26 protein-coding genes are annotated in these 25576 nt (G+C 57.6%); 6 read left to right on the plus strand and 20 right to left on the minus strand.

Translation table 11 applies throughout. From position 1 onward, the window contains the following. Positions 1 to 2 precede the first annotated feature (2 nt). Genes rsxD through nth form a run of 4 tightly spaced genes read left to right on the plus strand, consistent with a single transcriptional unit; the run spans position 3 to position 3146 of the window. Positions 3 to 1052: an electron transport complex subunit RsxD gene (gene rsxD / locus DIT72_RS17525; protein WP_135956531.1), complete on the plus strand. Its 1050-nt coding sequence runs from the start codon at positions 3 to 5 to the stop codon at positions 1050 to 1052. 3 nt (positions 1053 to 1055) lie between these two features. Then, on the plus strand, positions 1056 to 1757 hold the full coding sequence (rsxG, locus tag DIT72_RS17530; protein WP_135956532.1) for an electron transport complex subunit RsxG: 702 nt from the start codon (positions 1056 to 1058) through the stop codon (positions 1755 to 1757). Positions 1758 to 1759: 2 nt separating this feature from the next. Beyond that, positions 1760 to 2476 carry an electron transport complex subunit E gene (locus DIT72_RS17535; protein WP_135956533.1) on the plus strand — a complete coding sequence of 239 codons (717 nt, stop codon included), beginning with the start codon at positions 1760 to 1762 and terminating at the stop codon, positions 2474 to 2476. A 28-nt stretch (positions 2477 to 2504) separates the two neighbouring features. After that, positions 2505 to 3146, plus strand: coding sequence for an endonuclease III (nth, locus tag DIT72_RS17540; protein WP_135956534.1), 642 nt, complete (start codon positions 2505 to 2507; stop codon positions 3144 to 3146). Positions 3147 to 3222: 76 nt separating this feature from the next. Here nth and rpoS read toward each other — a convergent pair whose 3' ends face one another. The 16 genes from rpoS to DIT72_RS17620 form a co-directional block, all read right to left on the minus strand. After that, on the minus strand, positions 3223 to 4242 hold the full coding sequence (gene rpoS, locus DIT72_RS17545; protein WP_135956535.1) for an RNA polymerase sigma factor RpoS: 1020 nt from the start codon (positions 4240 to 4242) through the stop codon (positions 3223 to 3225). Between the two features lie 190 nt (positions 4243 to 4432). Further along, positions 4433 to 5206: a peptidoglycan DD-metalloendopeptidase family protein gene (locus tag DIT72_RS17550; protein WP_228260859.1), complete on the minus strand. Its 774-nt coding sequence runs from the start codon at positions 5204 to 5206 to the stop codon at positions 4433 to 4435. A gap of 318 nt (positions 5207 to 5524) precedes the next feature. Further along, positions 5525 to 6421, minus strand: a complete 897-nt coding sequence (locus tag DIT72_RS17555; protein WP_323053159.1) for a DUF368 domain-containing protein — start codon at positions 6419 to 6421, stop codon at positions 5525 to 5527. A 74-nt stretch (positions 6422 to 6495) separates the two neighbouring features. Then, positions 6496 to 7152 (minus strand): protein-L-isoaspartate(D-aspartate) O-methyltransferase, encoded by a 657-nt coding sequence (locus DIT72_RS17560; RefSeq protein WP_135956537.1) that lies wholly within the window; start codon positions 7150 to 7152, stop codon positions 6496 to 6498. Continuing rightward, positions 7152 to 7916 carry a 5'/3'-nucleotidase SurE gene (gene surE / locus DIT72_RS17565; protein ID WP_135956538.1) on the minus strand — a complete coding sequence of 255 codons (765 nt, stop codon included), beginning with the start codon at positions 7914 to 7916 and terminating at the stop codon, positions 7152 to 7154. Before surE ends, DIT72_RS17560 begins: the two co-directional genes overlap by 1 nt. A 106-nt stretch (positions 7917 to 8022) precedes the next feature. Continuing rightward, on the minus strand, positions 8023 to 9111 hold the full coding sequence (gene truD / locus DIT72_RS17570; RefSeq protein ID WP_135956539.1) for a tRNA pseudouridine(13) synthase TruD: 1089 nt from the start codon (positions 9109 to 9111) through the stop codon (positions 8023 to 8025). Then, positions 9108 to 9587, minus strand: coding sequence for a 2-C-methyl-D-erythritol 2,4-cyclodiphosphate synthase (gene ispF / locus DIT72_RS17575; protein ID WP_135956540.1), 480 nt, complete (start codon positions 9585 to 9587; stop codon positions 9108 to 9110). The genes truD and ispF overlap by 4 nt, the downstream gene beginning before the upstream one ends. A 4-nt stretch (positions 9588 to 9591) precedes the next feature. Then, the gene (gene ispD / locus DIT72_RS17580; RefSeq protein ID WP_135956541.1) at positions 9592 to 10290 is read right to left on the minus strand and encodes a 2-C-methyl-D-erythritol 4-phosphate cytidylyltransferase; all 699 of its coding nucleotides are present in this window, start codon (positions 10288 to 10290) and stop codon (positions 9592 to 9594) included. A 38-nt stretch (positions 10291 to 10328) separates the two neighbouring features. Then, positions 10329 to 10601 carry a septum formation initiator family protein gene (locus DIT72_RS17585; protein ID WP_135956542.1) on the minus strand — a complete coding sequence of 91 codons (273 nt, stop codon included), beginning with the start codon at positions 10599 to 10601 and terminating at the stop codon, positions 10329 to 10331. 186 nt (positions 10602 to 10787) lie between these two features. Beyond that, on the minus strand, positions 10788 to 12083 hold the full coding sequence (eno, locus tag DIT72_RS17590; RefSeq protein WP_135956543.1) for a phosphopyruvate hydratase: 1296 nt from the start codon (positions 12081 to 12083) through the stop codon (positions 10788 to 10790). A gap of 180 nt (positions 12084 to 12263) precedes the next feature. Further along, positions 12264 to 13109 (minus strand): 3-deoxy-8-phosphooctulonate synthase, encoded by an 846-nt coding sequence (gene kdsA / locus DIT72_RS17595; RefSeq protein WP_135956544.1) that lies wholly within the window; start codon positions 13107 to 13109, stop codon positions 12264 to 12266. Between the two features lie 2 nt (positions 13110 to 13111). After that, positions 13112 to 14740, minus strand: coding sequence for a CTP synthase (locus tag DIT72_RS17600; protein WP_135956545.1), 1629 nt, complete (start codon positions 14738 to 14740; stop codon positions 13112 to 13114). Between the two features lie 88 nt (positions 14741 to 14828). Continuing rightward, a complete protein-coding gene (gene tilS, locus DIT72_RS17605) occupies positions 14829 to 16190 on the minus strand; it encodes a tRNA lysidine(34) synthetase TilS (RefSeq protein WP_135956546.1) in 1362 nt (453 codons plus the stop codon). Continuing rightward, positions 16174 to 17127: an acetyl-CoA carboxylase carboxyl transferase subunit alpha gene (accA, locus tag DIT72_RS17610; RefSeq protein ID WP_135956547.1), complete on the minus strand. Its 954-nt coding sequence runs from the start codon at positions 17125 to 17127 to the stop codon at positions 16174 to 16176. The genes tilS and accA overlap by 17 nt, the downstream gene beginning before the upstream one ends. Before the next feature lie 176 nt (positions 17128 to 17303). Next, positions 17304 to 20786, minus strand: coding sequence for a DNA polymerase III subunit alpha (gene dnaE / locus DIT72_RS17615; protein WP_135956548.1), 3483 nt, complete (start codon positions 20784 to 20786; stop codon positions 17304 to 17306). A gap of 44 nt (positions 20787 to 20830) precedes the next feature. Then, on the minus strand, positions 20831 to 21247 hold the full coding sequence (locus DIT72_RS17620) for a TlpA family protein disulfide reductase (RefSeq protein WP_169450044.1): 417 nt from the start codon (positions 21245 to 21247) through the stop codon (positions 20831 to 20833). Positions 21248 to 21433: 186 nt separating this feature from the next. Between DIT72_RS17620 and wrbA the strand changes: the two genes are divergently transcribed. Continuing rightward, positions 21434 to 22039 carry an NAD(P)H:quinone oxidoreductase gene (gene wrbA / locus DIT72_RS17625; protein WP_135956550.1) on the plus strand — a complete coding sequence of 202 codons (606 nt, stop codon included), beginning with the start codon at positions 21434 to 21436 and terminating at the stop codon, positions 22037 to 22039. Between the two features lie 29 nt (positions 22040 to 22068). Next, positions 22069 to 22437, plus strand: coding sequence for a DUF2069 domain-containing protein (locus tag DIT72_RS17630; protein WP_135956551.1), 369 nt, complete (start codon positions 22069 to 22071; stop codon positions 22435 to 22437). 116 nt (positions 22438 to 22553) lie between these two features. On the opposite strand, the gene DIT72_RS17635 is transcribed toward DIT72_RS17630, so the two are convergent. The 4 genes from DIT72_RS17635 to DIT72_RS17650 are packed head-to-tail and all read right to left on the minus strand — an operon-like array spanning position 22554 to position 25525. Beyond that, positions 22554 to 23603: a DUF3080 family protein gene (locus DIT72_RS17635; RefSeq protein ID WP_228260860.1), complete on the minus strand. Its 1050-nt coding sequence runs from the start codon at positions 23601 to 23603 to the stop codon at positions 22554 to 22556. 49 nt (positions 23604 to 23652) lie between these two features. Beyond that, entirely contained in the window at positions 23653 to 24345 is a 693-nt protein-coding gene (gene mtnC / locus DIT72_RS17640; protein ID WP_135956552.1) for an acireductone synthase, read from the minus strand. After that, positions 24342 to 24902, minus strand: coding sequence for a 1,2-dihydroxy-3-keto-5-methylthiopentene dioxygenase (locus tag DIT72_RS17645; RefSeq protein WP_135956553.1), 561 nt, complete (start codon positions 24900 to 24902; stop codon positions 24342 to 24344). The genes mtnC and DIT72_RS17645 overlap by 4 nt, the downstream gene beginning before the upstream one ends. Next, positions 24899 to 25525 (minus strand): methylthioribulose 1-phosphate dehydratase, encoded by a 627-nt coding sequence (locus DIT72_RS17650; RefSeq protein WP_135956554.1) that lies wholly within the window; start codon positions 25523 to 25525, stop codon positions 24899 to 24901. Before DIT72_RS17650 ends, DIT72_RS17645 begins: the two co-directional genes overlap by 4 nt. Positions 25526 to 25576: the final 51 nt, after the last annotated feature.

The raw sequence follows: 25576 nt of genomic DNA on the forward strand, positions 1-25576 counted from the left end.
TCATGGCGTTTGTTCAGCAGTCTTCACCCCATGCCCACAGGGCCCGTCCGACCTCCCGTGTGATGTTGTGGGTAATGATCGCGGCAGTGCCCGGCCTGTTTGCCCAGACTCTGTTTTTCGGCTGGGGCAATCTGATTAACGTCGTCTCCTGTATCGCCGTTGCCGTTGCCTCAGAGGCGGCTTTGCTCCGGCTCAGGAAAAAACCGGTAGCCTTTTTTGTCAGAGACAACACAGCAGCGGTTACAGGGTTGCTGCTGGGCTTGTCGTTACCACAATTTACACCCTGGTGGGTGTCGGCAGTCGCGGTCATATCCGCCATTGTTGTCGCCAAGCAGCTCTATGGCGGGCTTGGCTCAAACCCCTTCAACCCGGCCATGGTTGGCTATGCGCTGGTGCTGGTGTCTTTCCCGGTTGCAATGACCACAAACTGGGCGGAACCGGCCATGCTCTGGGAAGGTGCCCCGGGCTTCGGCGAAACCCTGGCAACCATTGCCTCCGGCCAGCAGACAGCGGTGGACGGCTGGACCATGGCAACCCCCCTTGATGAATACAAACACAAGATCACCACCCACACATCAGCCGAGGTTCTGGCCCACCCCACCTTCGGTGCCGGCATCGCCAAAGGCTGGGAATGGGTCAATGCAGCCTTTCTTGCCGGTGGCCTGTTGCTTATTGGCTTACGCATCATCAGCTGGCATATTCCGGTCGGTTTTCTCGGTGGCCTTGTACTGATGAGCCTGGCCTTTGGCAACAATGCAGACCTGTACGCGCCACTGTCCCTTCATCTGCTCGCCGGCGGTACCATGCTCGGCGCCTTCTTCATTGCCACGGATCCGGTCTCTGCCGCCACCAGTCATCAGGGCAAACTGATCTATGGCGCAGGGATCGGCATCCTGATTTTCCTGATCCGCACCTGGGGCAACTATCCGGATGCGGTAGCCTTCAGCGTTCTGTTGATGAACTTTGCCGTCCCATTTATCGACCACTACACACCACCGCGGACCTACGGCCATCACAAGCCCCGCCGGGGTGTTCCGGGTAGTCAGGGGTAGTTCATGGCCGCCATAACACAATCCATTCGTCGCAGCGCCATCGGGCTCGGCTTGTTCGCCGTTATTACCGGTGGCACCATTGCAGTGACCCAGGTATTCACCGAAGAGCGGATTCAGGAGCAGGCAGCCCGGGCAGAGGCACAGGCGCTTTTCGAGATTATTCCCGAAAGCGAACATACCAACGACCTGCTGAGGGATACCGTGCAGCTGCCGGCCAGTGAGCGCCTGGCACAGTCTGGCCCTGTCACCGTCTGGGTGGCCCGGAAGGACGACCAACCGGTAGGTATGATCATGCCCATCGTCGCGCCTGATGGCTACTCCGGCAAAATACATCTGTTGGTTGGCGTGGACATGCAGGGCACGATCCTTGGTGTTCGGGTCACGAGTCACCGCGAGACCCCCGGGTTGGGTGACCGCATCGAGACCAGGAAATCTGACTGGATCAGGAGCTTCGAGGGTAAATCCCTGGGCCAGCCACCTCATCGGGAATGGAACGTCAAAAAGAACGGTGGCGAGTTTGACCAGTTCACCGGCGCCACCATTACTCCGCGGGCCGTGGTCAAGGCAGTCCAGAAAGCACTGATCTATTTCCGCGAGAATCGCCAGATAATACGGGCGCGGCTTAACGAGCCGCCGTCCCTGAGGGAAAAGAACCTGAATCCGGAAGCGATTGCCGGCGAATCATCCAACACGGAGCATTCCTGATCATGGCAGATAAACCTTCCAGCGAAATCATCCGCGACGGGCTCTGGAACAACAACCCGGCACTGGTGCAGGTGCTTGGACTCTGCCCCCTGCTGGCGGTTACCAGCACCGTTGTTAACGCCATCGGTCTCGGCCTGGCGACGCTGATGGTGCTTATGGGTTCCAACCTGGCGGTGTCGCTGATCCGCAACTTCGTCAGTGAATCCGTGCGCCTGCCGGCTTTTGTCATGATTATCGCTTCGTTCGTGACCTGTGCCGAATTGTTGATGCAGGCATACACCTACGAGCTCTACCAGATACTGGGCATCTTCATACCACTGATTGTGACCAATTGCGCCATCCTCGGCCGCGCGGATGCTTTTGCGTCCAGAAACCCGCCAGTTCCCGCCCTGCTCGACGGAACCATGATGGGGATTGGTTTCCTGGCAGTTCTGGTGGTACTTGGTGGCATGCGGGAGCTCATCGGCCAGGGTAGCCTGTTTGTGGACATGCACCTGCTGCTCGGCCCGGCCGCTGCCGACTGGGTCATCCGCCCGTTCGAAAATTATCCGGACATGCTGTTCATGATTCTCCCACCCGGCGCCTTTGTTGGTCTCGGACTGCTGATCGCCCTTAAAAACGGCATCGACAACCATCTGGAAGAACGCCGCAAGGCCAGCGCACCTGCTCCGGTAACCGCCGGAAGCAAACGCGTCCGGGTCACCGGGCATGTTTCCTGAATACATAGCGGCAGTTGACTGAGAGCTGATGAACAAACAAAAACGTACCGAGATCTTCACCCGGTTTCGGGAAGCCAACCCGAGCCCGACCACAGAGCTGAACTACTCCAGCCCCTTCGAATTGCTGATTGCGGTGATACTGTCTGCCCAGGCAACGGACGTTGGAGTGAACAAGGCGACAAACAGGCTGTTCCCGGTAGCCAATACACCGGAATCCATACTGGCTCTGGGCGTCGACGGACTCAAGGACTACATCAAGACCATTGGCCTGTTTAACAGCAAGGCTGAAAACGTAATCAAGACCTGCCGTATTCTGGTTGAGAAGCACGGCGGCCAGGTACCCGAAAGCCGGGAAGACCTGGAGGCACTGCCGGGTGTTGGCCGCAAAACCGCCAATGTGGTCCTTAACACCGCCTTTGGCCAGCCAGCGATGGCAGTGGATACTCACATTTTCCGGGTATCGAACCGGACCGGCATTGCCCCGGGCAAGAATGTACTGGAAGTGGAAAAACGCCTGATGCGGCTGGTGCCGAGGGAATTCCTGCTCGACGCCCACCACTGGCTTATTCTGCACGGGCGTTACACCTGCACTGCGCGAAAGCCCAAGTGCGGCGCCTGTCTCATCGAGGACCTCTGTGAGTTCAAAGACAAAACGGATTATCTGGACTGAAGCCGGATGGCTCTCATCCGGAATGCAAAAACGGCCCGCCAGAGCGGGCCGTTTTTTTTGAGTTGAACCGAACCTGTTATTTGAAAAGCATGGTTCCCGACAGACCTTCTTTTTCCAGGATTTCACGAAGGCGGCGAAGCGCCTCGACCTGGATCTGGCGAACCCGCTCGCGGGTCAGGCCAATCTCCTGGCCAACCTCTTCAAGGGTGCTGATGGGATAACCTCGCAAGCCGAAGCGACGGGACAGAACCTCCTGTTGCTTGTCACTGAGCTGGTCGATCCACTTTTCAACACACGAACACATGTTGTTATCCTGCAGCAGATCAGCCGGATCAGAGGCTCCTTCATCGGCAACGGTGTCCAGCAGGGATTTCTCGCCACCACTGCCAATGGGCGTATCCATGGAAGCAACGCGTTCATTCAGCCCCAGCATTCGTTTGACATCCGCAACCGGCTTATCGACCAACGTTGCGATCTCTTCCGCGGAGGGCTCATGGTCCAGTTTCTGGGTGAGCTCTCTCGCCGCCCGCAGATAAAGATTCAGTTCCTTCACCACGTGGATAGGAAGACGAATGGTGCGGGTCTGATTCATGATTGCCCGCTCTATGGTCTGACGGATCCACCATGTGGCATAGGTGGAAAAGCGGAAACCACGTTCGGGATCAAATTTTTCAACCGCCCGGATCAGCCCGAGATTGCCCTCCTCGATCAGATCCAGCAGCGTGAGGCCCCGGTTGACGTATCGACGGGCTATTTTGACCACCAGGCGCAGATTACTCTCGATCATCCGCTTGCGACCAGACTCTTCACCCTTGCGGGCGAGCCGTGCAAAATACACTTCTTCTTCGGGTGTAAGTAAAGGAGAAAAGCCTATTTCGTTGAGATAGAGCTGGGTGGCGTCCAGTTGCTTCTGGCTGGTGAAATATCGGCCCTGGGCCGGGATATCGCTTTCTGTTTCGGTGGCTTCGACTTCCGCTGTTTCGGTCGCTGTTTCTGTTTCTTTTTCTTCTACTTTATCTTCCGCTAACAGCTGACCGTCTGCATCCTCGACGTCGGATACACGATCGATGATGAGTTCTTCATGCTCTGCTGACATAACTCTTGCCCCGCCTTTCCTTGATCCTGGATATTCGCTCACGCTTTATTTTTATTGCGAGCGCCTGCTGTTTTTAATTTCTTGTTCAGGACATTTATTGCTGACTAACGGCGATGACCAGACCGCCGATTCTTGTTATTGGTTACGACTGTTACTAATACCGACATCAGGTTTGTGTTGCAACTCCCTCTTAGCGGGATGGGAGGTAGTGGGCCGGGTCAACAGGGTTGCCATTTTTGCGGATTTCAAAATGCAACCTTGGCCGATCCGTGCCGCTGTTTCCCAGTTCAGCGATGACCTGTCCGGCTTTTACGCCCTCCCCTTCCTGCACCAGAATCTTTCGGTTGTGTGCATACGCACTCAAGTAGTGCTCGTTATGGTTCACTATAATCAGGTTACCGTAGCCAAGTAACCCGCTACCGGCATAGACGACGTTACCGCTTGCCGCTGCCCTTACAGCGTCCCCTTCTTTCCCAGCAATATCAATACCTTTATTGACTTTCCCGGAAGTCGAATAACCTGCAATTACGGTGCCAACGTGCGGCCAACGCCAGTTTATGCTGGCGACTGTCTGGGTCTGGCCGGTTAACGGCGACGATCTGTCAGGTGCCCTCGAGACCGCAGGTTTCGGCTCCGGTCTGGACGCCTGCTGGCTGGAAACGCTCGGTGCAGAGCGCTTCGTGGACGATGAAACCACAGGCTTGCCGCCCCGATTATCTCCGGAGGATGTTACATTTCCGCGAACATCCAACCTGAGCACCTGCCCGGCCTTTATGTTATAGGGCGGCTCTATATTGTTGGCATCCCCAAGCTCCCGGTAGTCGCGACCATACCGCCACGCAATGCTGTAGAGAGTTTCTTCGGGTTTGACCACATGCCTGCCCCAGTAAACGGGCGGATTGTAAATGTCGTCCCGGTAGAGGGCCTGGGTATTGCAGCCACTGATCAGAAAGGGTACCAGCACCAGACTGAGCAACAATAAAAGCGAGGGGCGAAAGTTCTTCGTCTTTCCCGCGCACGGAGAGAGAGGGGCACCGGACGGGAGCCGCGGGAGGACTGCCTTTGCAGCGTTGACAAACCCACGCATTGATCTCAAAAGAATAAAAATATGCCCGTTATTTAAAATTCGTATGAAAAATACGGCGGTTTATAAAGTGTTGTAAGTAAGCCGCTAATTTATTGCATATTTTCGATGGTAAACCAAGTTACCCGGCTCGGATATTTGTTACCGCCCGAAACACCCACAATGAACAAAAAGTAACACTACGTCCCGACAGACCTGTTAAAGGTCGCCCGAGTCCGACCTGCCTGCCCATTCCACCAACAACACCAACAACAGGCCCAATGAAGCGCAGATTACAGCCAGCACCAACTGCGGGTCCTGGCCAGTCATCTCAGCATAGTCCAATGGACTGATGCTCGCCTCGGTGAGCGGCACCTGAGCGCCAGCACTGTTGGTCCGCCAGCTCAGTGTTTCCTTCCAAGGCCAGACCTTGTTCAATGCTCCGACCATAAAACCCGTAAGCAGGGCCAGCACCGCATCGTGAAAACGCCTGAACGCCCAGGTAATGAGTCTGGCGACGGACAGCAGCCCTACAAGGCATCCACCAACGAAAATCAGCAGCGTGCCAAAATCGAGTGCGCGTATGGCGTCCAATACCGGAACGTACATACCCAGAATAACCAGGATAAAGCTGCCCGAGATACCCGGAAGTATCATGGCACAAATAGCAAGGGCACCGGCTCCGAAAAAAATCAGGGAAGAGGGCGCAAGCTGGCTGGCCGGCAAGGTAGTCACCCACCATGCAAACACCGTCCCGGCGAGAAACGGCAGGATGAGCACGGGCATGTAATGCCGGACCTGACGGCCCACATGCCAGACAGAAGCCACGATCAGGCCGAAGAAAAAACTCCAGATTAGAATGGGATATTCCGTCAGGATAAAGCTGATGGCGGACGCCAGCGTAGCGATACTGCCAACGATGCCCATCAACAGGCTCAACAGGAAAGTGCCGTCACAAGCCTGCCAGAATGCTTTTACCTGGCCCCGGATCAGGTACCTGAAAACCGCCCGGGGGATTGCCCCGATGGCGTTCAGCAGCCGGAAGTAGATACCGGTAATAAAGGCAATGGTGCCCCCGGAAATACCCGGTACGATATCCGCTGCCCCCATCGCCATGCCCCGGAGAAACACAGCGAAAGGGTGGTGAAAGCGGGCCAGTTCATGGGGGCTTTCCGCCTCTTGCTTCGGGGTCACCGTACAACCCCGCCCAGTAGCGGAACAAAATTCACGGGCTCGATCTCTGTGATTTCAAACCGGTCACCATACCGGACCATTTCCACCAGCACCTGGCTGCCTTCACCGACCGGGGCGACAATCACACCACCGTCCGCAAGCTGATCCTTGAGCTCCGGGGGAATCTCCCGGGGGGCAGCTGTCACAATAATACCGTCAAATGGCCCTTTATCAGGCCAGCCCATGCCGCCGTCGGCATGCTTGAGCATGACGTTGCGCAGGCCAAGCTGTCGTAGCCGATCTCTGGCTCTGTCCTGGAGCGGTTTGATTCGTTCAACACTGAACACCTGATCCACCAGCCGGGCAAGGATTGCGGTCTGGTAACCGGAACCGGTACCCAGCTCCAGCACTCTGCGTGGCTTGTGCCGCATCAGGGATTCCGTCATTCGCGCCACAATGTAGGGCTGGGACAGGGTCTGGCTGTAACCGATGGGCAGGGACGTGTCCTCATAGGCGCGATGGGCCAGGGCCTCGTCCAGAAAGATATGCCGTGGGGTATCGGACATCGCCTGCAATACCTGCTCACCGGTTATGCCTGCTTCTCTCAGCCTGTGTATCAGGCGCATGCGGGTTCTGCGGGAGGTCATACCGATACCATCGAGCTCTGCAACCATCAGCGCCCCTCCCGTTCCGACAGCAGCCCAACCCACTCCCGCAGGGGCGAAAGCGCTTCGTGCCGGGTCATATCCACATGAACAGGGGTAATCGACACATAGTGTTCGCGGACAGCGTTGAAGTCGGTACCCGGACCGGCATCACGGCCTTCGCCGGCAGCGCCGATCCAGTAACGCGCCTTGCCCCGCGGGCAGGTCATGGGAACCGCACCCTGGGCGCGATCACGATGGCCCAGACGGGTAACGCGAAAACCCGCGATGTCTTCCCAGGGTACGTCGGGGACATTTACATTAAGGATACAACGGGGGCCGAGGACGAGCGTGGCTTTGCTTTCCAGTAACACCCGGACAACCCTGGCGGCCGTTTCATAATGAAAGCGGCCTTCATTGACCAATGACACCGCGATGGCCGGTAATCCCAGATTCCTGCCCTCGGTAGCGGCAGCAACAGTCCCGGAGTAAATAATGTCATCCCCGAGATTGGCGTGGGTATTGATGCCCGAAACCACTCGATCAAACGGCTCGTCGAACAGGCCATTTACCCCGAGATGAACACAGTCCGTGGGAGTTCCGTCCACCGAACGGAATCCGTTCGGGTGATCTTCAACCGTCAACGGACGATTAAGCGTTAACGCATTGCTGGCACCGCTGTGGTCACGGTCCGGCGCTACGACTTCCAGATCCCCCAGACCGGCAAGCCCTTCATAAAGGGCCTGCAGTCCGGGCGAATGAACGCCATCATCATTGGACAACAGAATTCGCACATTTCTCTCCGCTAGCCTTGATTACCCGCTTCCGCCACTCCGGCCCGAAGGTGGAACCAGGCATTTTCCTGTAGAGGGTCTTTCGCCCTTTTTTAACCGGCTGGCCTCAATCCTCGCCGGCAAGCCTGGTCGCGTCTGTTATCTCAAACACATCACCCAGCAAACTTGTGGCGTATTGCCCGGGCGCCAGCCAGAATTTCAGCCGCAGCTGGTCGTTTCCCTGCCACTGCCACTCCAGCGCTTCAGGCTTCATCCTCAAGGGTCGTCTTTCCGGTTTCATGCGGGTGGTAGCAAACACTGCTGCCAGCCGGGGATGCCTCCCGACAACCGTACGCTCAATCTCGCCCTGGACAGAGACTGCGTCCGTTCCACCGTCACCCCAGAGCGGACCGGTAACCATGATATGCTGATTTTCGCTGGCACCGGGCTCGCCCTCCAAGGGTTCGAACCAGGTACCGGTCTGCACCCGATAGGCAAGCACCTCGTTGAACAGCCAGGAGCGCGCCGCCGAAAAGTACAATACGTTTTTACTGTCGCCACTGCCAGCGGATGACCGCCCTCTCCCACGCTTTTTGGCATTGCGCGAGCCACGATGATTCAGCTTTGACGGGTCCATCGCCAGGGCCCGGTCCAGATTGGCCCCGTTATGGCCGAATCGTTGGCGGCCGAAGTAATTCGGACAACCCATTTCCCGCAATCGCTCCAGGGCCGCATCAACAGCATCGGGGGCTCCGGACAGCTCTCTCAGCACCAACTCGAAATGGTTACCACGGTGGTCGCCCCGGCGCAGTTTCCGCGCCTGGCGGTGATACTCGAGAACCGGCCAGTTCTCCGCCACCTTCCCCACAAAGGCGGCGTCTTCATCCTCCTGGCCCGGCCTGTAGACGCTGAACCATTGACGGGTAACGGCGTGGCGGTCTTTCAGCCCGCAAAAGCCCACATCAAAATGCCGACAGCCGGAAAGGATGGCCAGTTGACGTGCCACGTAATCGGTATTGTCGCCCTTTTTTTCCAGCCGTATGCAAAGATGCTCGCCGCCTGCCATGAGCTCATCCGCCGACCGCAGGTCTTCATCCACGAAAAAGTCATCAGCGGTGGCCTTCAGAAGAACACTGGCCACTCGACCGCCGGCAGAGGTAGGCCAATCGAGGCGCCAGTCAGACGTCTTCGGCGAATTATCCGGAGCGATGATCATGCAGACACCGCTTCAAGCAGACAAATGGCCTGGCAGGCAATGCCTTCACCACGGCCGGTAAAACCGAGCTTCTCTGTAGTCGTTGCCTTGACGCTGACCCTGCTGGCCGGAATACCCAGATCCTGGGCAATATTGAGCCGCATGGCTTCAATGTAAGGAGCCATTTTCGGAGCCTGGGCAATAATGGTCGCATCCACGTTACCAACCACAAAGCCTTCCTCTGCTACACGTTCCAGGACCCTGCGCAGCAGGCCCCGGCTGTCGGCAGCGGCCCATTCATCACTGGTGTCCGGGAACAGGTGGCCGATGTCTCCGAGGGCAGAGGCGCCGAGCAATGCGTCAGCAAGGGCATGCAGCAGCACGTCCCCGTCAGAGTGCGCCCTCAGTCCCTGGCTGAACGGAATACGGACGCCTCCAAGGGTTACCTGATCGCCATCGCAAAACTCATGAACATCGAATCCTTGCCCTATTCGCATAGTGTCACTTCCTATTCAAGATAAAACCGGCAAGGGCCAGATCAGCAGGCACAGTAATCTTTATATTATCCGGTCGCCCCTCCACGATACAGGGAATCTGGCCGGCAAACTCGATTGCGGAGGCCTCATCGGTTACCGGGTAGCCGGAATCAATGGCGCTCTCAAGTGCCTGCTTCAGCGCCAGGAAACGGAACATCTGGGGAGTCAGGGCGCGCCATAGATCGCGACGGTCCACCGTTGCCTCCACCTGGTGATTGCCGGGCCCGGTACGTTTGAGCGTATCGGCCACCGGTGTTGCCAGCAAGCCCCCTACCGGGTGATCCCCGAGATCGGATAACAGCCGTGCAAGATCGTCGGGATCAAGGCAGGGCCGCGCCGCGTCGTGTACCAGCACCCAGTCTTCCTCGTTCGCGCGCGCGGACAGCGCATCCAGTGCGGCCAGCACTGACTCGGCACGCTCTGCACCTCCGATACAGGTGCTGATACGACGGTCCTTGCTGGCGTCCGTTTCCGGCCACCACTGGTCATTGGGCCGTGTAGCCACCATACATCCGGCGAAAGCGGCATTATCCAGCAAACGGGAAAGCGTAATATCGAGGATAAAACGCTGATCCAGTCGAAGGTACTGTTTGGGACAGTCAGCGTTCATTCGCCGACCGGAGCCTGCAGCGGGAACAATCAGCCAGTAACGGGGTTTACTCATGAACGTGGTCGGCTTTCAAAGGTCTGGCGTGCGGCGGACTACTGCTCCACCACCAGGAAGAAGGTTTCATCGTTACGGATCAGTCCCAGATTCATTCGCGCCCGTTCCTCTACGGCGCCCTTTTCGCCACGAAGATTGCGGACTTCAGCATAGAGTCGCTCGTTGCGCACTGCCAGCCCGGCATTTTCTTCACGTTGCTCTGCAATGGCCTTTTCAAGCCCCCATACCTGGGCAAAACTGCCCTCCCCGACCCACAGGCGCACCTGCAACAGGAGAATGAGAATAATCATGATGGACCAGAGCAACTTCATTGCGAATTCCGTTTACGATGCAATAACCGGATAGTCAGTATAGACCTTAGTGTAGTTTAGCAACAAGTTCTGCTAAGCAGTTGTACAAAAAGGCCATCGTGCTTCCCGATTTCAGAACCACGATGGCCTTTTCAGGTCACTTACGTGCCGGCGTCCTGCCGACCTGTCATCCAGACAACCAGGCGATCAGCCCTGCCCCTTGATCTCGCTCAGGCCACGATAGGGTGCACTTCCATCCAGCGCTTCCTCGATACGGAGCAGCTGATTGTACTTGGCAACCCGATCGGAACGGCACAGGGAACCTGTCTTGATCTGGCCGGCACAGGTGGCAACCGCCAGATCAGCGATGGTAGTGTCCTCGGTCTCACCGGAACGGTGAGAGATCACTGCTGTATAGCCGGCATCCTGGGCCATCCTGATGGCATCCAGGGTTTCACTCAGGCTGCCGATCTGGTTGAACTTGATCAGAATCGAATTACCGACACCCTTGTCGATACCCTGCTGGAGGATTCTGGTGTTGGTAACAAAGAGATCATCACCGACAAGCTGCACCTTGCTGCCCAGCTTGTCAGTCAACACCTTCCAGCCGTCCCAGTCGCTCTCGTCCATGCCGTCTTCGATGGAGACGATCGGGTAACGCTCGCACAGCCCCGCCAGGTAATCGGCAAAACCGGCAGCATCAAAGGACTTGCCTTCCCCGGACAGCTGATACTGACCGTCCTTGTAGAACTCGGAAGACGCACAATCCAGCGCCAGTGTCACATCGGTGCCCAGCTTGTAACCTGCCTTCTCGACCGCTTCCTGAATCACTTCCAGGGCGCCTTCGTTGGAAGGCAGGTCCGGGGCAAAACCACCTTCATCGCCCACTGCTGTACTCAGGCCTTTGCTGTTGAGGACCTTCTTCAGCGCGTGGAAAATCTCCGCGCCAATACGCAGTGCCTCGGTAAAGGACTTTGCCGCAACGGGCTGAATCATGAACTCCTGGATATCAACGTTGTTGTCGGCATGCTCACCACCATTGAGGATATTCATCATCGGCACCGGCATGGAGAACCTGCCAGAAGTACCGTTGATGTCGGCGATGTGCGCGTACAACGGCTTGCCCAGATAAATCGCTGCTGCCTTTGCAGCAGCCAGGGATACCGCCAGAATCGCGTTAGCACCCAGATTCGCTTTGTTGTCGGTTCCGTCCAGCTCCAGCATGATGCTATCCAGACCGCGCTGGTCCGCCGCATCCGTACCGATGAGCGCATCACGAATCTTCGTGTTGACCGCTTCAACGGCCTTCAGGACACCTTTGCCGAGATAACGGGAAGCGTCTGCATCACGCAGTTCAAGTGCTTCACGGGAGCCGGTTGACGCGCCAGAGGGAGCGCAGGCACTGCCGATGGTTCCGTCTTCAAGAATCACATCCGCTTCCACCGTCGGGTTCCCACGGGAATCCAACACTTCACGGCCTTTAATGTTGGCAATCTTGGTCATTTTTCTTTGTCTCCAAGTTTGATTTCAAATTTGGGAGTAAGAGCGAGCGGGAACGGCCCTACGAAAAACGCTACAAGCACATCCATGTTCGCTTGGGCTCCGCCATCCATGGCTCCGCACATTTTCGTAGGGCCGTTCCCGCTCACTCCCATAGTCTTTCTGGAACGCAAAAACCGCCAGTCAGGCGGTATCGAGAGGCTTAAAGCTTTTAACAAGGTCATCCACAGCTTTTACCCGCTGGAGGAACGGCTCCAGCTGACTCAGCCGCAACGCACAGGGGCCGTCGCATTTGGCTTTGTCCGGATCGGGATGCGCTTCCAGGAACAGCCCGGCCAGACCCTGGGACATACCCGCCAGGGCAAGGTCCGTGACCTGGGCACGGCGTCCGCCGGCTGAATCAGCTCTGCCGCCGGGCATCTGCAGCGAATGGGTCACATCAAACATCACCGGCACATTCATCGACTTCATGATGCCGAAACCCAGCATATCCACCACAAGATTGTTATAACCGAAACTGCTGCCCCGCTCACACAGGATTACCCTGTCATTTCCGGCCTCTTCGCACTTCTTGATGATGTGCTTCATTTCCTGGGGCGCCAGGAACTGGGCTTTTTTGATGTTGATGACTGCGCCGGTATTGGCCATGGCCACCACCAGATCTGTCTGACGGCTCAGGAAAGCCGGCAACTGGATGATGTCGCAGACCTCTGCCGCGGGTGCCGCCTGCTCGGGCTCGTGAACATCGGAAATGATGGGAATACCAAATTTGCTCTTGATGTCCGCCAGCATCTGCAGGCCCTTCACCAGGCCGGGCCCACGAAAGGAATGCACAGAAGACCGGTTGGCCTTGTCGAAGGACGCCTTGAATACGTAAGGAATACCGAGCTTGTTGGTGACCTCGATATACGCCTCGGCCACTTCCATGGCCATTTCCGGGGATTCCAGCACGTTCATGCCACCGAACAGCACGAACGGCCTGTCGTTGGCGACCGGGATTCCCGCGACGTTAACCATATTCTGCGCCATGATCAGGATTCCTTTTTACGGGCCAGGGCCGCCCCAACAAAGCCCTTGAACAGCGGATGACCGTCCCTGGGAGTGGAAGTGAATTCCGGATGGAACTGACAGGCCACGAACCAGGGGTGATCCGGGACTTCCACCACTTCAACGAGTTTGCCGTCGGTGGATCGACCGGAGATTCTCAGGCCGGCCGCTTCAAGCTGGGGCAGGAAGTGATTGTTCACCTCATAGCGGTGACGGTGTCGCTCGCGAATGGTCTTGCGGCCGTAACAATTGGCAATGGTGGAGCCTTCGGCCACTACGCAGTCCTGGGCGCCCAGGCGCATGGTGCCGCCCAGATCAGACCTTTCGGTGCGCTCTTCCTTCTCCCCGCTGGCATCCAGCCATTCGGTAATCAGGCCCACCACCGGCTCCGGCGTATGTTCACGGAACTCGGTGCTGTGGGCGTCTTTCAGGCCGGCAACGTTGCGGGCATATTCAATAACCGCAACCTGCATACCCAGACAGATGCCGAGATAGGGCACCTTGTTTTCCCGGGCGTACTGCACGGTGCGGACCTTGCCTTCCACACCACGCTCACCGAAACCGCCGGGCACCAGTATGGCATCGGCACTTTCGAGTGCGCCGGTACCGTCGCGCTCAATATCTTCAGAGTCGATGTAGTTCATCCGGACCTTGGTGCGGGTCTTTATGCCAGCGTGCAGAAGCGACTCGATCAACGACTTGTAGGCGTCCAGCAGCTCCATATACTTGCCGACCATGGCGACGGTTATTTCGTGGTCCGGATTCATCAGGGACTCGACGACCGCGTCCCATTCACTCAGGTTCGCCGGGTTGGCCTCAATGCCGAAACGCTCGATGACCAGCTGGTCAAGACCGAATTCGTGGAGCATGCGCGGAATGGCGTAGATCGATTTGGCATCCTGCAGCGGAATGACCGCGCGTTCTTCCACGTTGGTAAACAGCGCGATCTTGCGGCGGGAGCTGACGTCCACTTCGTGTTCCGAACGGCACAGCAGGATATCCGGCTGCAGGCCGATGGAGCGCATTTCTTTCACAGAGTGCTGGGTAGGCTTGGTCTTGATCTCACCGGCAGTGGCAATGTACGGAACCAGCGTCAGATGCATGAACAGCGCACGCTGGGGGCCCACTTCCACCTTCATCTGACGACAGGCTTCCAGAAACGGCAGGGATTCAATATCGCCCACGGTGCCGCCAATCTCGATCATTGCCACGTCAGCACCGGAGGCGCCCTCGACGACACGGCGCTTGATCTCGTCAGTAATATGGGGAATGACCTGAACAGTGCCGCCAAGATAGTCACCACGGCGTTCTTTACGAATCACTTCCTCGTAGACGCGACCAGTGGTGAAGTTGTTCCGGCGCGACATCGGCGTGCGGATGAACCGCTCATAGTGTCCCAGATCCAGATCCGTTTCCGCGCCATCTTCGGTGACAAAAACCTCACCGTGCTGGAACGGGCTCATGGTGCCGGGGTCCACGTTAATGTACGGGTCCAGCTTGAGAATAGTGACCTTCAGGCCGCGTGCCTCCAGGATCGCTGCCAGAGAGGCCGATGCGATACCTTTCCCCAAGGAGGACACGACACCGCCGGTGACGAAAATATAACGCGTCATGCAGATTCCGTGATTTGTCTGGTTCGGTGAAGGAGGGAGATTATCATCTCAAGATGGGACGCCAGACTACCAGAAAGGCCCTGCCTTCTCAATTACATTCCCGCTCCACATCAATGCGCCAGCCGCTTGCCGGGGCTTGCCCGCTGTATTTGCCGGAAAGCCACAAGTCGCCAGCCCCGACCACCTCCTCTTTGCCATCTGTTACCTCCACCAGCAGCGGTAGCCGGGATCTCTCCCAGGGTGGAATGTTTTTTTCCTGCAGCCAGTTCTTGAGGGATTTTGACGGACCATTCGGGGTCGGCCGGAGACGCTCCCCCCCGGCTCTTGTAGATATCCGTATTTCCGGCGCCGGTGTTTCGCCGTTGCCGGCCGCGGTCAGCGTCAATCGCCACTGTCCCCACAACTGTCTCTGTCCCGGAACCAGAACGGGCTTGCCTGAAGGCAACGGAGCCTGTTCTGGCACCAGATACAGGTGCCGCTGATATCGCCTGATTGCAAAGCCGGCGCCACGTAACTCCGGTTCCCGGTCTGGCTGTGCACTGAGTAAATCAGCCAGAACCTGCGGCCAGTTACTGATCGTCGGTGGCTTATGATGATGGTGCCTGATCCACCAATGCAGCAGGTTTTTCTGCTCTGTCGTTCCGAGCTCCACCAGAGCGTCAACATCAAGCGCACCCTGATCATTGGCACACTGCCGAAAGCGGAGTTCCGCCAGCTTGCCGGCCAGCTCATCGTGCTCGCGGCAGGCACGGGCAGTATATGCCATCCGGGAGACCAGAGACGGCCAGCGCGTCTTGAGCACGGGAATAATGGACTGACGGAGAAAATTGCGGTCAAAGCGCTGGTCGGTATTGCTGGGATCGTCCACCCAGTCGATGCCCTTTTCCATGGCCCAGACCTGAAGTTCTTCGCGACTGAAATCCAGCAACGGCCGGTACAACAAGCCGTTGCCCAGAGGACGCAAGCTCGGCATACCTCCCAGCCCGGCCACTCCGGTTCCCCGCAGCAACCGGAACAGCACTGTCTCTGCCTGGTCATCACCATGGTGAGCCATCAACAGCAGCTCTCCCGGGGTCAGGATTTGCTCGAACACCCGGTAGCGGGCATTCCGCGCAGCTTCTTCGATACCCCCGCCGGCGTCCCGCCCGGCGTTTCCGCTACCTTCAACAGAAACGCGCCGGACATCGAGAGGCACCCCAAGCCTTTCGCAGAGCTGGCGACAGAAACCCTCGGTGTGCACGGCATTGGTCTGCAACTGGTGATTCACATGGACTGCGGACAGCCAGCCGGCGTCGGCATAGAGCCGGGCAGCAATGTGTAGAAGCAGAACAGAATCCATTCCGCCGCTGAGGGCGATCCGCAAGCGTGAATGGGAAGGCAGGTTACTGACCGGGGCACACAGGACCTCCGGCCAGTCAGATCCGGAGCCGGGGTTACCGGCCCGTGTCATATCGGGTCAATCGCTCATAGCGGCGGGAGACCAGCTCATCCAATGGCAGGCGGCTGAGTTCAGCGATTCCCTTACTCAGAGTCGCCTGCAGGGATTCGGCCATTTTTTCAGGATTGCGATGGGCCCCGCCCAGCGGTTCGGTAATCACATTATCCGCCAGCCCCAGATCCTTCAGACGATCAGCAGTAACGCCCATGGCCTCTGCTGCCTGGGATGCATATTCCGCACTCTTCCAGAGAATCGAGGCACAGCCTTCGGGCGAGATAACGGCGTAAGTGGAGTACTGCAACATGTTGAGCTGGTCACAAACGCCGATAGCCAGGGCGCCACCGGAGCCGCCCTCGCCTACTACTGTTGAGATAATGGGGGTTTTCAGACGTGACATCACCGCCAGGTTGAAAGCGATGGCCTCACTCTGGCCACGCTCCTCAGCCCCGATGCCGGGATAGGCGCCCGGTGTATCGATAAACGTGAGGATCGGCATACGGAAACGTTCGGCCATCTCCATCAACCGCAAGGCCTTGCGGTAGCCCTCCGGTCGCGGCATGCCGAAATTGCGTTTTACCTTGTCGCGCACTTCCCGACCCTTCTGATGGCCGATCACCATCACGGGTTTCCCGTCCAGGCGGGCTGTACCGCCAACAATGGCCTGATCGTCGGCGTAACGACGGTCGCCATGCAGCTCGTCGAAATCATCGAAGATCATCTCGACATAATCCAGGGTGTAGGGCCGGCGCGGATGGCGCGCCAGTCTTGAAACATCCCAGGGCTGGAGGTCCGAGAAGATACTTTCAGTAAGGCTTACGCTCTTTTTGCGCAGCCGGCTGATCTCGTCGGTAATGTTGATGTCGGTGTCATTGCCAACCATGCGAAGCTCTTCAATCTTGGCTTCAAGGTCGGCAATAGGCTGTTCGAAATCCAGATAGTTAGGGTTCATGATGTTCCATCATTTGCTTGCAAGGCGAGAATGTAAGTCGCCAAACCAGAATTTTGGACAAAGATAGCAGCGCCCGGGCAATGGCTAAAGCGGACCTTGGTATGAGTCCGCTTTCTGACAAAAACGTAATATTTCAACGCATCCGCCACCGCCGGGATGAACCTTGCCGGACACTATCAATCATAGACCAGTTCTACGGACTGGTCGCCCACCAGATATTTCAGCTCCAGAAGAAGGTCATCATCGGGCTGAACACGCCAGGACTCACCCAGCTCAATACGGGTCGTGGCATTATCACTGCTGTATTCGATCCACACCGGGCTGCCTTCACAACGGAAGGGCCTTAACGCAGAGTCCAGCCTGTCGAGCAAACCATTCTGAAGCTGGTCCGCGCGAATAGCCAGCTTCAGTCCGCGGCTGAACTGCTGCCGGGCGGTGCCAACGTCCATGACCGAGTTCACCCGCATTTTCATCTGGCCGGAATAATCATCGTGGCTGACCTGCCCCTCCACGACAATCACCTGGTCGGACTGCAACAACTCCCGGTTCTCGAAAAATGCCTCGGAAAAAAGGGTTGCCTCGATACGGGCACTGCGATCATCCAGGGTGATAAAGGCCATGGTGGAACCGGTACGGGTTTTCATGGATCGCTGAGCCACCACCAGGCCTGCAACACGCTGGGGCTGCCGCGCAGGTTTGAGGTCAGCAATGGACGAGCGCACAAACTGCCGTACCTCTTTTTCGTATTCGTCGAAGGGGTGGCCGGTCAGATAAATCCCGAGCGTATCCTTCTCCCCTTTCAGGCGCTGTTTCTTTGGCCATTCCCGCACATCCGCGACATCAGCATAAAGATCGCCGTCTTCCCCGCCCATCAGCATGTCGCCGAACATATCCGTCATACCCGCGGATTCGTTGCGGGACTGTTGGCCCGCCTGCTGTATGGCCTTGTCGATACTCGCCATCAGCTGCGCGCGCCCGGCACCCAGCTTGTCCATGGCGCCTGAGCGGATCAGTGCTTCCATGGCCCGCTTGTTGACTTTTTTCAGGTCCACCCGGCGGCAGAAATCGAACAGATCCTGGAAGGGCTCACCGTCTGCACGGCCAGCCTGGATGCTGCCAATCGGACCCTCACCCAGCCCCTTGATAGCGCCCAGGCCGTAAACGATAGCGCCCTCGTCGTTGACCGTGAAGGTATATTCGGAGCGGCTGACATCGGGCACCAACAGCTCCAGGCCCATGCTGCGGCATTCCTCTACCAGCGTGACCACCTTGTCGGTGTTCTGCATATCCGCGGTCAGAACCGCCGCCATGAACTCAGCGGGGTGATGGGCTTTGAGCCAGAGGGTCTGATAGGACACCAGCGCGTACGCGGCCGAGTGGGACTTGTTAAAGCCGTAGCCGGCGAACTTCTCTACCAGGTCAAAGATGTTTTCCGCGAGGGTCTTGTCGATGCCATTCTTTTCGCAACCGTCCAGGAAGAACTGTTTCTGCTTGGCCATCTCTTCGGGTTTTTTCTTGCCCATGGCGCGCCGCAACATGTCGGCGTTACCAAGGGTATAGCCAGCCATCACCTGGGCAATCTGCATGACCTGTTCCTGGTACAGGATAACGCCGTAAGTGGGTTCCAGAACCGGTCTCAGGCCATCGTACTGGTAATCCGGGTGCGGGAAAGATACCGGCTGGCGGCCGTGCTTACGGTCGATAAAGTCATCCACCATGCCCGACTGCAGCGGCCCGGGCCGAAACAGTGCTACCAGGGCAATCATGTCTTCCAGGGAATCCGGTTGCAGACGGCGGATCAGGTCTTTCATGCCCCGGGATTCCAGCTGGAAGACTGCCGTGGTTTCCGCCTTCTTGAGCATCTCGAACGACGGCACGTCGTCCAGCGGGATCTCATTGATGTCCAGTGCTGGCTCGCCCCGTTTCTCCCGGCGGGGATTGATCATCTTCAGGGCCCAGTCGATGATGGTCAGGGTCCGCAGCCCCAGGAAGTCGAATTTCACCAGCCCCGCGTCTTCCACATCGCCCTTGTCGAACTGGGTCACCAGGCTGCCACCCTCGTCGTCGCAATAGAGGGGTGAGAAGTCGGTGATCTTGGTGGGCGCAATCACCACACCACCGGCGTGCTTGCCCGCGTTACGGCAGACACCCTCGAGCTTGAGGGCCATTTCCCAGATTTCCTGGGCTTCCTCGTCGTTTTCCAGGAACTCAACCAGTTGTGGTTCCTGCTCCAGAGCCTTCTCCAAGGTCATGCCCGGCTCAAACGGAATCATCTTGGAGAGCTTGTCCGCCAGCCCGTAGGACTTGCCCTGTACCCGGGCCACATCGCGAACCACCGCCTTGGCGGCCATGGTGCCGAAGGTAATGATCTGGGATACCGCCTCGCGGCCGTATTTTTCCGCCACATAGGCAATGACACGGTCACGGCCTTCCATGCAGAAATCCACATCGAAGTCGGGCATGGATACCCGTTCCGGATTCAGAAAGCGCTCAAACAGCAGATCGTATTCCAGCGGGTCAAGATCGGTAATCAGCTGGGCGTAGGCCACCAGCGAACCGGCTCCCGAGCCGCGGCCCGGACCCACCGGTACGCCGTTGTTCTTGGCCCATTTGATGAAGTCCATTACGATCAGGAAGTACCCGGGAAACCCCATCTGGGTAATGATATCCAGCTCGAAATTCAGCCGCGTATAGTAGGCGTCGCGCTTCTGGTCGTAGTCCGGATCGTCTTTCTTCAGCGTCCTGGCAAGACGTTCTTCCAGGCCCTCTTCCGAGACCTTGCGGAAGTATTCATCCATGGTCATGCCATCAGGGATGGGGTAGTTCGGCAGGAAGTACTCACCCATCCGCACCTGGACCGAGCACCGGCGGGCGATCTCGACGGTATTTTCCACGGCCTCGGGAATATCCGAAAACAGCTCGATCATTTCCTCTGCGCTGCGAAGATACTGCTGATCACTAAATCGCCGATCCCGCCTCGGGTCGTCAAGAGTACGGCTTTCCCCGATACAGACTCGCGCCTCATGGGCTTCGAAATCCCCGGCATGCAGGAAGTGAACGTCGTTAGTGGCCACCACCGGGCATGACAGGGCTTCTGCCAGCTCAATGTTGAGGTGCAGGCAGTCTTCATCCCCTGGCCGGCCGGTCCGTTGCAGTTCCAGGTAAAATGATCCGGGGTAGAGATTGGTCCAGTATTCGGCGCGCTGCCGGGCCAGATCCAGCTTGCCGGCCATCAGCGCCTTGCCCACATCACCCATGCGCGCACCGGACAGAGCGATCAGCCCGTTGCTACGGCATTCAAGCCACTTGCGCTGGATAATGGGTTTGCCAAAACGCTGTCCCTCGGTATAACCCAGGGAGACTATTTCAGTGAGATTAAGGTAACCGTCGTTATCCCGCGCCAGAAGGGTAATGCGAAAAGGGTTGTCGGGCTCTTCCGGGTTTTCAATCCAGAGGTCGGCGCCAATCACGGGCTTTACCCCGGCCCCCATGGCTGCCTTGTAAAAACGGACCAGGGAGCACATGTTGGACTGCTCGGTCAGGCCGACTGCTGGCATGCCCAGCTCGGCAACACGACTGATCAGTGGTTTCACCCTTACCAGTCCATCTACCATGGAATATTCGGAGTGCACGCGAAGGTGGACAAAGCTCTGTGACATAACGCCGGGGTGTTCCTGCTAATTGGTTCCGGATCAGGGCTGAATCAGCGCCTGATCAACTCTTTGATATCTTCCTCGGTCTGGGCGCCGAAGCGGGCCTCAACCAGGTTTCCATCGGGGTTGACAATAAACGTCGCCGGCAGGGCTACCGGCGTTTTCCAGCCGAACTCAGGGCCGGGGTCCTCGGCCAGCATGGCGTACTCGATCCCCATGTTTTCTCCGAGATCAATCAGCTCCTGGCCCTGAATGTCATCAAAGTTTACACCCAGGACAACAATATCGGAGTAGCTGTCAAGATCATTCAGTTCCGGTATTTCCTCCAGACAGGGTTTGCACCATTCCGCCCAGTAATTGACCAGCACCCAGTGGCCGCGCAGACTTTCCCAATCCAGCACCGTTCCGTCCGGCTTTTCAAACTCCTGATTCTGGCAGCCCACCAGTATCAACAGGGCCAGTATCATACCGATCCTGCTCAACCCGCTGGAATAACACGATTTTGCAGGGTACTGCACGGAGTGCCCTCCTGTTAGACTACGGCGCCTGAACATACTTGCGGTCAACCCGATCCGGAAAAGAAAAGAACCATGACAGAACCCACCGGAATTTTCCACAACGCGGATTGACCGAACCCCAAACAGGAGAGAAACATGGCTTCCGAGGCTCCATACATTCTGGTGCTCTATTATACCCGTAGTGGCCAGACTGCGGAGATGGCGATCCAGATTGCCCGGGGGGTGGCCCGGATTCCGGGCATTGAGGCCAGAATCCGCACGGTGCCGGCTGTTTCGCCGGACACAGAGGCCTCACTGCCGGCGGTCCCCGACGATGGCGCTCCCTACGCCAGCAAGGGCGACCTGGCGAACTGTGCCGGCCTGGCCATTGGCAGCCCCACCCGCTTTGGCAACATGGCAGCGCCGCTAAAATACTTCCTCGACAGTACCGGGGACCTCTGGGTCAACGGAGCTCTTACAGGCAAACCCGCCGGCGCCTTCACCTCCACCGGCAGCCTCCATGGCGGACAGGAAAGTACCTTGCTGACAATGATGGTGCCGCTGCTGCATCACGGTATGGTGTTATGCGGCGTACCCTACTCGGAAAATGCACTCAGCCAGACCACCGCCGGTGGTACACCTTACGGCCCCTCCCACTGGGCCGGTACCGGAGAGCAGCAGGCTCTGACTGACCATGAAAAAACAATTTGCCAGGCATTCGGTGAACGTCTGGCCCGCCTTGCCGTAAAACTCAGTGACTGACAGCCCATCATCCAAAAACGGAATCCCGAATGATTCACAATCCGAAAGCACGCATCACGGCCCGTCTGACCATTGCGCTCTATCTCGCAACCCTGATCACTCTGGTGGTAACCACTTTTTATCCGGTACAGACTGAGGGCGTCTCGGTAACCCTGATGCTCAGCATCAAACTGATCCCGCTACTGGCTTTCGCCGTTCCGGTATTCCGGGGCAATAACCGCGGTTACATCTGGCTGAGCTTCGTGGTCATTTTCTATTTTACCCGTCACGTCGTTTCCGCCTGGCTCAGCGAAGGCGACATTGCCCCGCTGATCCTTACCGGGCTGACCTTCCTGCTGTTTACAGTAGCCATGGTGCATCTGAAGGTAAATCGTCCGCAGCCGGCTTCAGAAACCTGACGGGAAACGTGCCATGGCTGGCAGCACCCGCCCACACCTGCGCCTCCACAGAAGCACGCTGACGCTCAGGAACACCGGCACTGCGCCGGTAGCCAACACTGAAAATTTTCAGGCGCTCATTTACCCGGGGAGACACCACACTGATGGAGAAGCCGCTGCCAGCGCCGGGCGTGAGAGGCAACGGCCCGGTCAAGCTGCCCCCAGAGGCTTGCGGTATTTTCTGTATCCAGGTTCTGCCGATACCATTCCTGAAAAGCCGCAGGCATGATATCCGCCTGCTGGGTCGCCAGTTCCGACAGTGGTTCGATCAGAGCCTCTCTCGCCTCATCGACGTTTTCCAGATACGTCTCGATGCCATTGGCGTAAGCCGTGACATAGGTCTCTCCGAGGGCCTCAGGCAGCTTTCCGTCCCCCTCTTCGGGGCACAGTGGATCGGTTTCGGTTCTCTCGATCAAAAGCGCCGTCGCGTCATCAAGCCGCATCGTCAGTAACCTGGCGCTGTTCATCAACTGGCCTGCGCGGTGCTCAGCCTGCCAGCGCTGCTGCACCTCACCAACATAATCCAGCTGCTCACCCGTGTTGCCTCCCAACAGGCCGGCCACTGTCTGGTTGAGCTGTCTGACGCCAGCGGACAACTCAGCGACTACGGGATCATCGCTGCCCTTCGGGTAATACCCTTGCGACCGGGTAAATAACCGCTCCATCTCTTCCACGCCCCAGGTTGCGTTCCACAGAGCGATTGAGAGCGTTTCGGATTTGCTCTCGATAGCCTCTCCCAGCTCTTCCTTGACGCCTTCCCGTTCGGCTTCGGGGATACAGTCCTCTGCTGCCTGGATAAAACGCGTTTCGTAACGCAATCGGTTCAGAGGTTGCATGACCCGGCCCATGATCGAGTTTTTCTCACCAACGACGTATTGCAGCTCACAGCCATAGAGAGACAGGAAATCCAGCATGCTCATATCCAGGTCCGGCATCTCCAGGACACGCTCACGCCGGCGGGGAATCTGTGGAACCGGGGCAACCTTCGATAGCGAGGGACTCAAATCAAGGGCATCGGCCACCTGCGCCACGTAGCCATCCATCATCTCTGGAACACCTGAATCCGGAGCGCAGCCGGAGAGCCACAGGCAAAGAAGCGGAGCTGTCAGATATTTGCTATCGGGCAAGGGGCCTCCTGCTCAAAGGGCTTTCAGAGAGGAAGGCGCAAAGGATTGGTCAACGCTGCTGAAGCAGGGAATCAACTCCGGCAAAGTCCCTGGCTACTGCCCGCCCGGTCTGCGCAAGGTCACCCTCCCGGATCAGCCAGACCGTGCGCATGCCTGCCTTCTCCGCGGCTTGCAATTCGGCCTCCACGTCGGAGAGGAACAGTACGGTGCCGGGATCAACGCCCAGCTCACTGACGATGTTGCTGTAGGACTCTGGTTCTTTCTTACCACCGACACGGGTGTCGAAGTAACCGGAAAAGAAGGGGGTCAGGTCCCCGGCCTCGCTAAAACCGAATATCAGCTTCTGCGCCTTCACAGAACCGGAAGAATATACGAACAGACGCAGCCCCCGATCATGCCAGCGCTGCAGGTATTCGGCCGCGTCCTCATAAACGTGGCCTCTGAAGGCACCTCGCTGGTAACCCTGCGCCCAGAGCATGCCCTGCAGGGCCTTCAGTGGTGTTTCCTTGCGATCTTCGCGAATCCAGGTCTCCAGCACACCGATGAGCCCTTCAATATCGTCCCTGGCAACTCCGGAAATTTGCGCAACGGCATCCAGTTGCTCACGGATCTCGATGCTGTCGGCGTTGCCCTCACGCACGAAATCGGCCATGTGCTCAGCCGAGTAGGGAAACAACACATCATGAACAAAGGAGATCGAACTGGTCGTGCCCTCGATGTCGGTCAGGATAACGCGGATCATCCGGCAGCTCCTGCCAGCCGCTCATAACGGGGCAGGCGGCTGGCAATGTCTTCACCGGTGAAATCTGCAACCCAGCCTTCAGGGTTGGTGAACAGGCGAATGCAGGTGAACGCAGGCTCCGGCCCCATATCGAACCAGTGGCGGGTGCCATCGGGTACGCTGATCAGGTCATTTTTCTGGCACAGAACGGCATACACCTGATCACCGAAATGCAGGTAAAACAGGCCCTGACCCCGAACGAAAAAGCGTACTTCGTCTTCGCTGTGCACATGTTCATCGAGGAATTTCCTGCGAAAAACCTCTTTCTGGGGGTTGTCCGGGTTGAGGCTGATGACATCTGCGGCCTGAAAGCCACATTCATCCTTGAGCGCCCGGATCTCACCTCCATACGCTTCAATGATGTCTTCCGCTGACGCATCTGCAGGCAGATCCCGGGTAGCCCATTGCTCGAATCTCACACCATGTTCCGCCAGCAGGTTGGCAATCTTGCCGGCGTCCTCGGTTACAACGCGGGGTGTCTCAGGCGCGCTCTGGTCAAAAATACTCAGGGTAGTCATCGGCGGACCCTCATGGTTTCAAGCTCACATTCAAAGAGAAATTCAAAGGCTTCAACATGGCGCAGACAGTCTGACATGGTCCTGCCCCAGGTATAAAGACCATGCCCGCGGATCAGATAACCTGGCTGCCGCGGATGCTGCCGGAACCATTCCCCGGTTTCCCTCGCAAGCGCGGCAATGTCCTGGGTATTGTCAAAAACCGGCACCATCAGCTCTGATTCGTGGGTATCAATACCCGCAAAGGCCTTCTGCAGCTCGTAGCCCTGCAGAGTCAACGGTTCTCCGGCTGGCAGCAGGCGGCTCAGCACCGTTGCCTTGACCGAATGGGTATGCAACACCGCACCAACCTCGGGAAAAGCCTGGTACAGAACCGTGTGCAACTGTGTTTCAGCTGACGAGCGCGCGTTGCTGTGAACAGCTTTCCCGGCCAGATCGACCACCATCACATCACCAGCAACCAGCTGACCCTTGTGGCGACCGGAGACGGTGACAGCGATATGCCCGTCATCAATCCGCGCCGAATAGTTGCTGCTTGTGGCCGGAGACCAGCCCTGGCCATAGAGAAAACGGCCGGCATCGATGATGGATTGTGCGGCAATGGCGTAGCGGGTTACATCAAACAAAGGCTACCTCGGAACAGACGCGCCGGACTGGCGCTGAGCGATTTTCAGTAT

It is taken from the genome of Marinobacter orientalis, assembly GCF_004792665.1.
GTDB lineage: Bacteria > Pseudomonadota > Gammaproteobacteria > Pseudomonadales > Oleiphilaceae > Marinobacter > Marinobacter orientalis.

What these genes read in the sequence shown, in the direction of transcription:
- rsxD (WP_135956531.1), top strand. Translation starts at nt 3, where the DNA reads ATGGCGTTTGTTCAGCAGTCTTCACCCCATGCCCACAGGGCCCGTCCG.
- rsxG (WP_135956532.1), top strand. Translation starts at nt 1,056, where the DNA reads ATGGCCGCCATAACACAATCCATTCGTCGCAGCGCCATCGGGCTCGGC.
- DIT72_RS17535 (WP_135956533.1), top strand. Translation starts at nt 1,760, where the DNA reads ATGGCAGATAAACCTTCCAGCGAAATCATCCGCGACGGGCTCTGGAAC.
- nth (WP_135956534.1), top strand. Translation starts at nt 2,505, where the DNA reads ATGAACAAACAAAAACGTACCGAGATCTTCACCCGGTTTCGGGAAGCC.
- rpoS (WP_135956535.1), bottom strand. Translation starts at nt 4,242, where the DNA reads ATGTCAGCAGAGCATGAAGAACTCATCATCGATCGTGTATCCGACGTC.
- DIT72_RS17555 (WP_323053159.1), bottom strand. Translation starts at nt 6,421, where the DNA reads ATGGCGATGGGGGCAGCGGATATCGTACCGGGTATTTCCGGGGGCACC.
- DIT72_RS17560 (WP_135956537.1), bottom strand. Translation starts at nt 7,152, where the DNA reads ATGGTTGCAGAGCTCGATGGTATCGGTATGACCTCCCGCAGAACCCGC.
- truD (WP_135956539.1), bottom strand. Translation starts at nt 9,111, where the DNA reads ATGATCATCGCTCCGGATAATTCGCCGAAGACGTCTGACTGGCGCCTC.
- ispF (WP_135956540.1), bottom strand. Translation starts at nt 9,587, where the DNA reads ATGCGAATAGGGCAAGGATTCGATGTTCATGAGTTTTGCGATGGCGAT.
- ispD (WP_135956541.1), bottom strand. Translation starts at nt 10,290, where the DNA reads ATGAGTAAACCCCGTTACTGGCTGATTGTTCCCGCTGCAGGCTCCGGT.
- DIT72_RS17585 (WP_135956542.1), bottom strand. Translation starts at nt 10,601, where the DNA reads ATGAAGTTGCTCTGGTCCATCATGATTATTCTCATTCTCCTGTTGCAG.
- eno (WP_135956543.1), bottom strand. Translation starts at nt 12,083, where the DNA reads ATGACCAAGATTGCCAACATTAAAGGCCGTGAAGTGTTGGATTCCCGT.
- kdsA (WP_135956544.1), bottom strand. Translation starts at nt 13,109, where the DNA reads ATGGCGCAGAATATGGTTAACGTCGCGGGAATCCCGGTCGCCAACGAC.
- DIT72_RS17600 (WP_135956545.1), bottom strand. Translation starts at nt 14,740, where the DNA reads ATGACGCGTTATATTTTCGTCACCGGCGGTGTCGTGTCCTCCTTGGGG.
- tilS (WP_135956546.1), bottom strand. Translation starts at nt 16,190, where the DNA reads ATGACACGGGCCGGTAACCCCGGCTCCGGATCTGACTGGCCGGAGGTC.
- accA (WP_135956547.1), bottom strand. Translation starts at nt 17,127, where the DNA reads ATGAACCCTAACTATCTGGATTTCGAACAGCCTATTGCCGACCTTGAA.
- dnaE (WP_135956548.1), bottom strand. Translation starts at nt 20,786, where the DNA reads ATGTCACAGAGCTTTGTCCACCTTCGCGTGCACTCCGAATATTCCATG.
- DIT72_RS17620 (WP_169450044.1), bottom strand. Translation starts at nt 21,247, where the DNA reads ATGATACTGGCCCTGTTGATACTGGTGGGCTGCCAGAATCAGGAGTTT.
- wrbA (WP_135956550.1), top strand. Translation starts at nt 21,434, where the DNA reads ATGGCTTCCGAGGCTCCATACATTCTGGTGCTCTATTATACCCGTAGT.
- DIT72_RS17630 (WP_135956551.1), top strand. Translation starts at nt 22,069, where the DNA reads ATGATTCACAATCCGAAAGCACGCATCACGGCCCGTCTGACCATTGCG.
- mtnC (WP_135956552.1), bottom strand. Translation starts at nt 24,345, where the DNA reads ATGATCCGCGTTATCCTGACCGACATCGAGGGCACGACCAGTTCGATC.
- DIT72_RS17645 (WP_135956553.1), bottom strand. Translation starts at nt 24,902, where the DNA reads ATGACTACCCTGAGTATTTTTGACCAGAGCGCGCCTGAGACACCCCGC.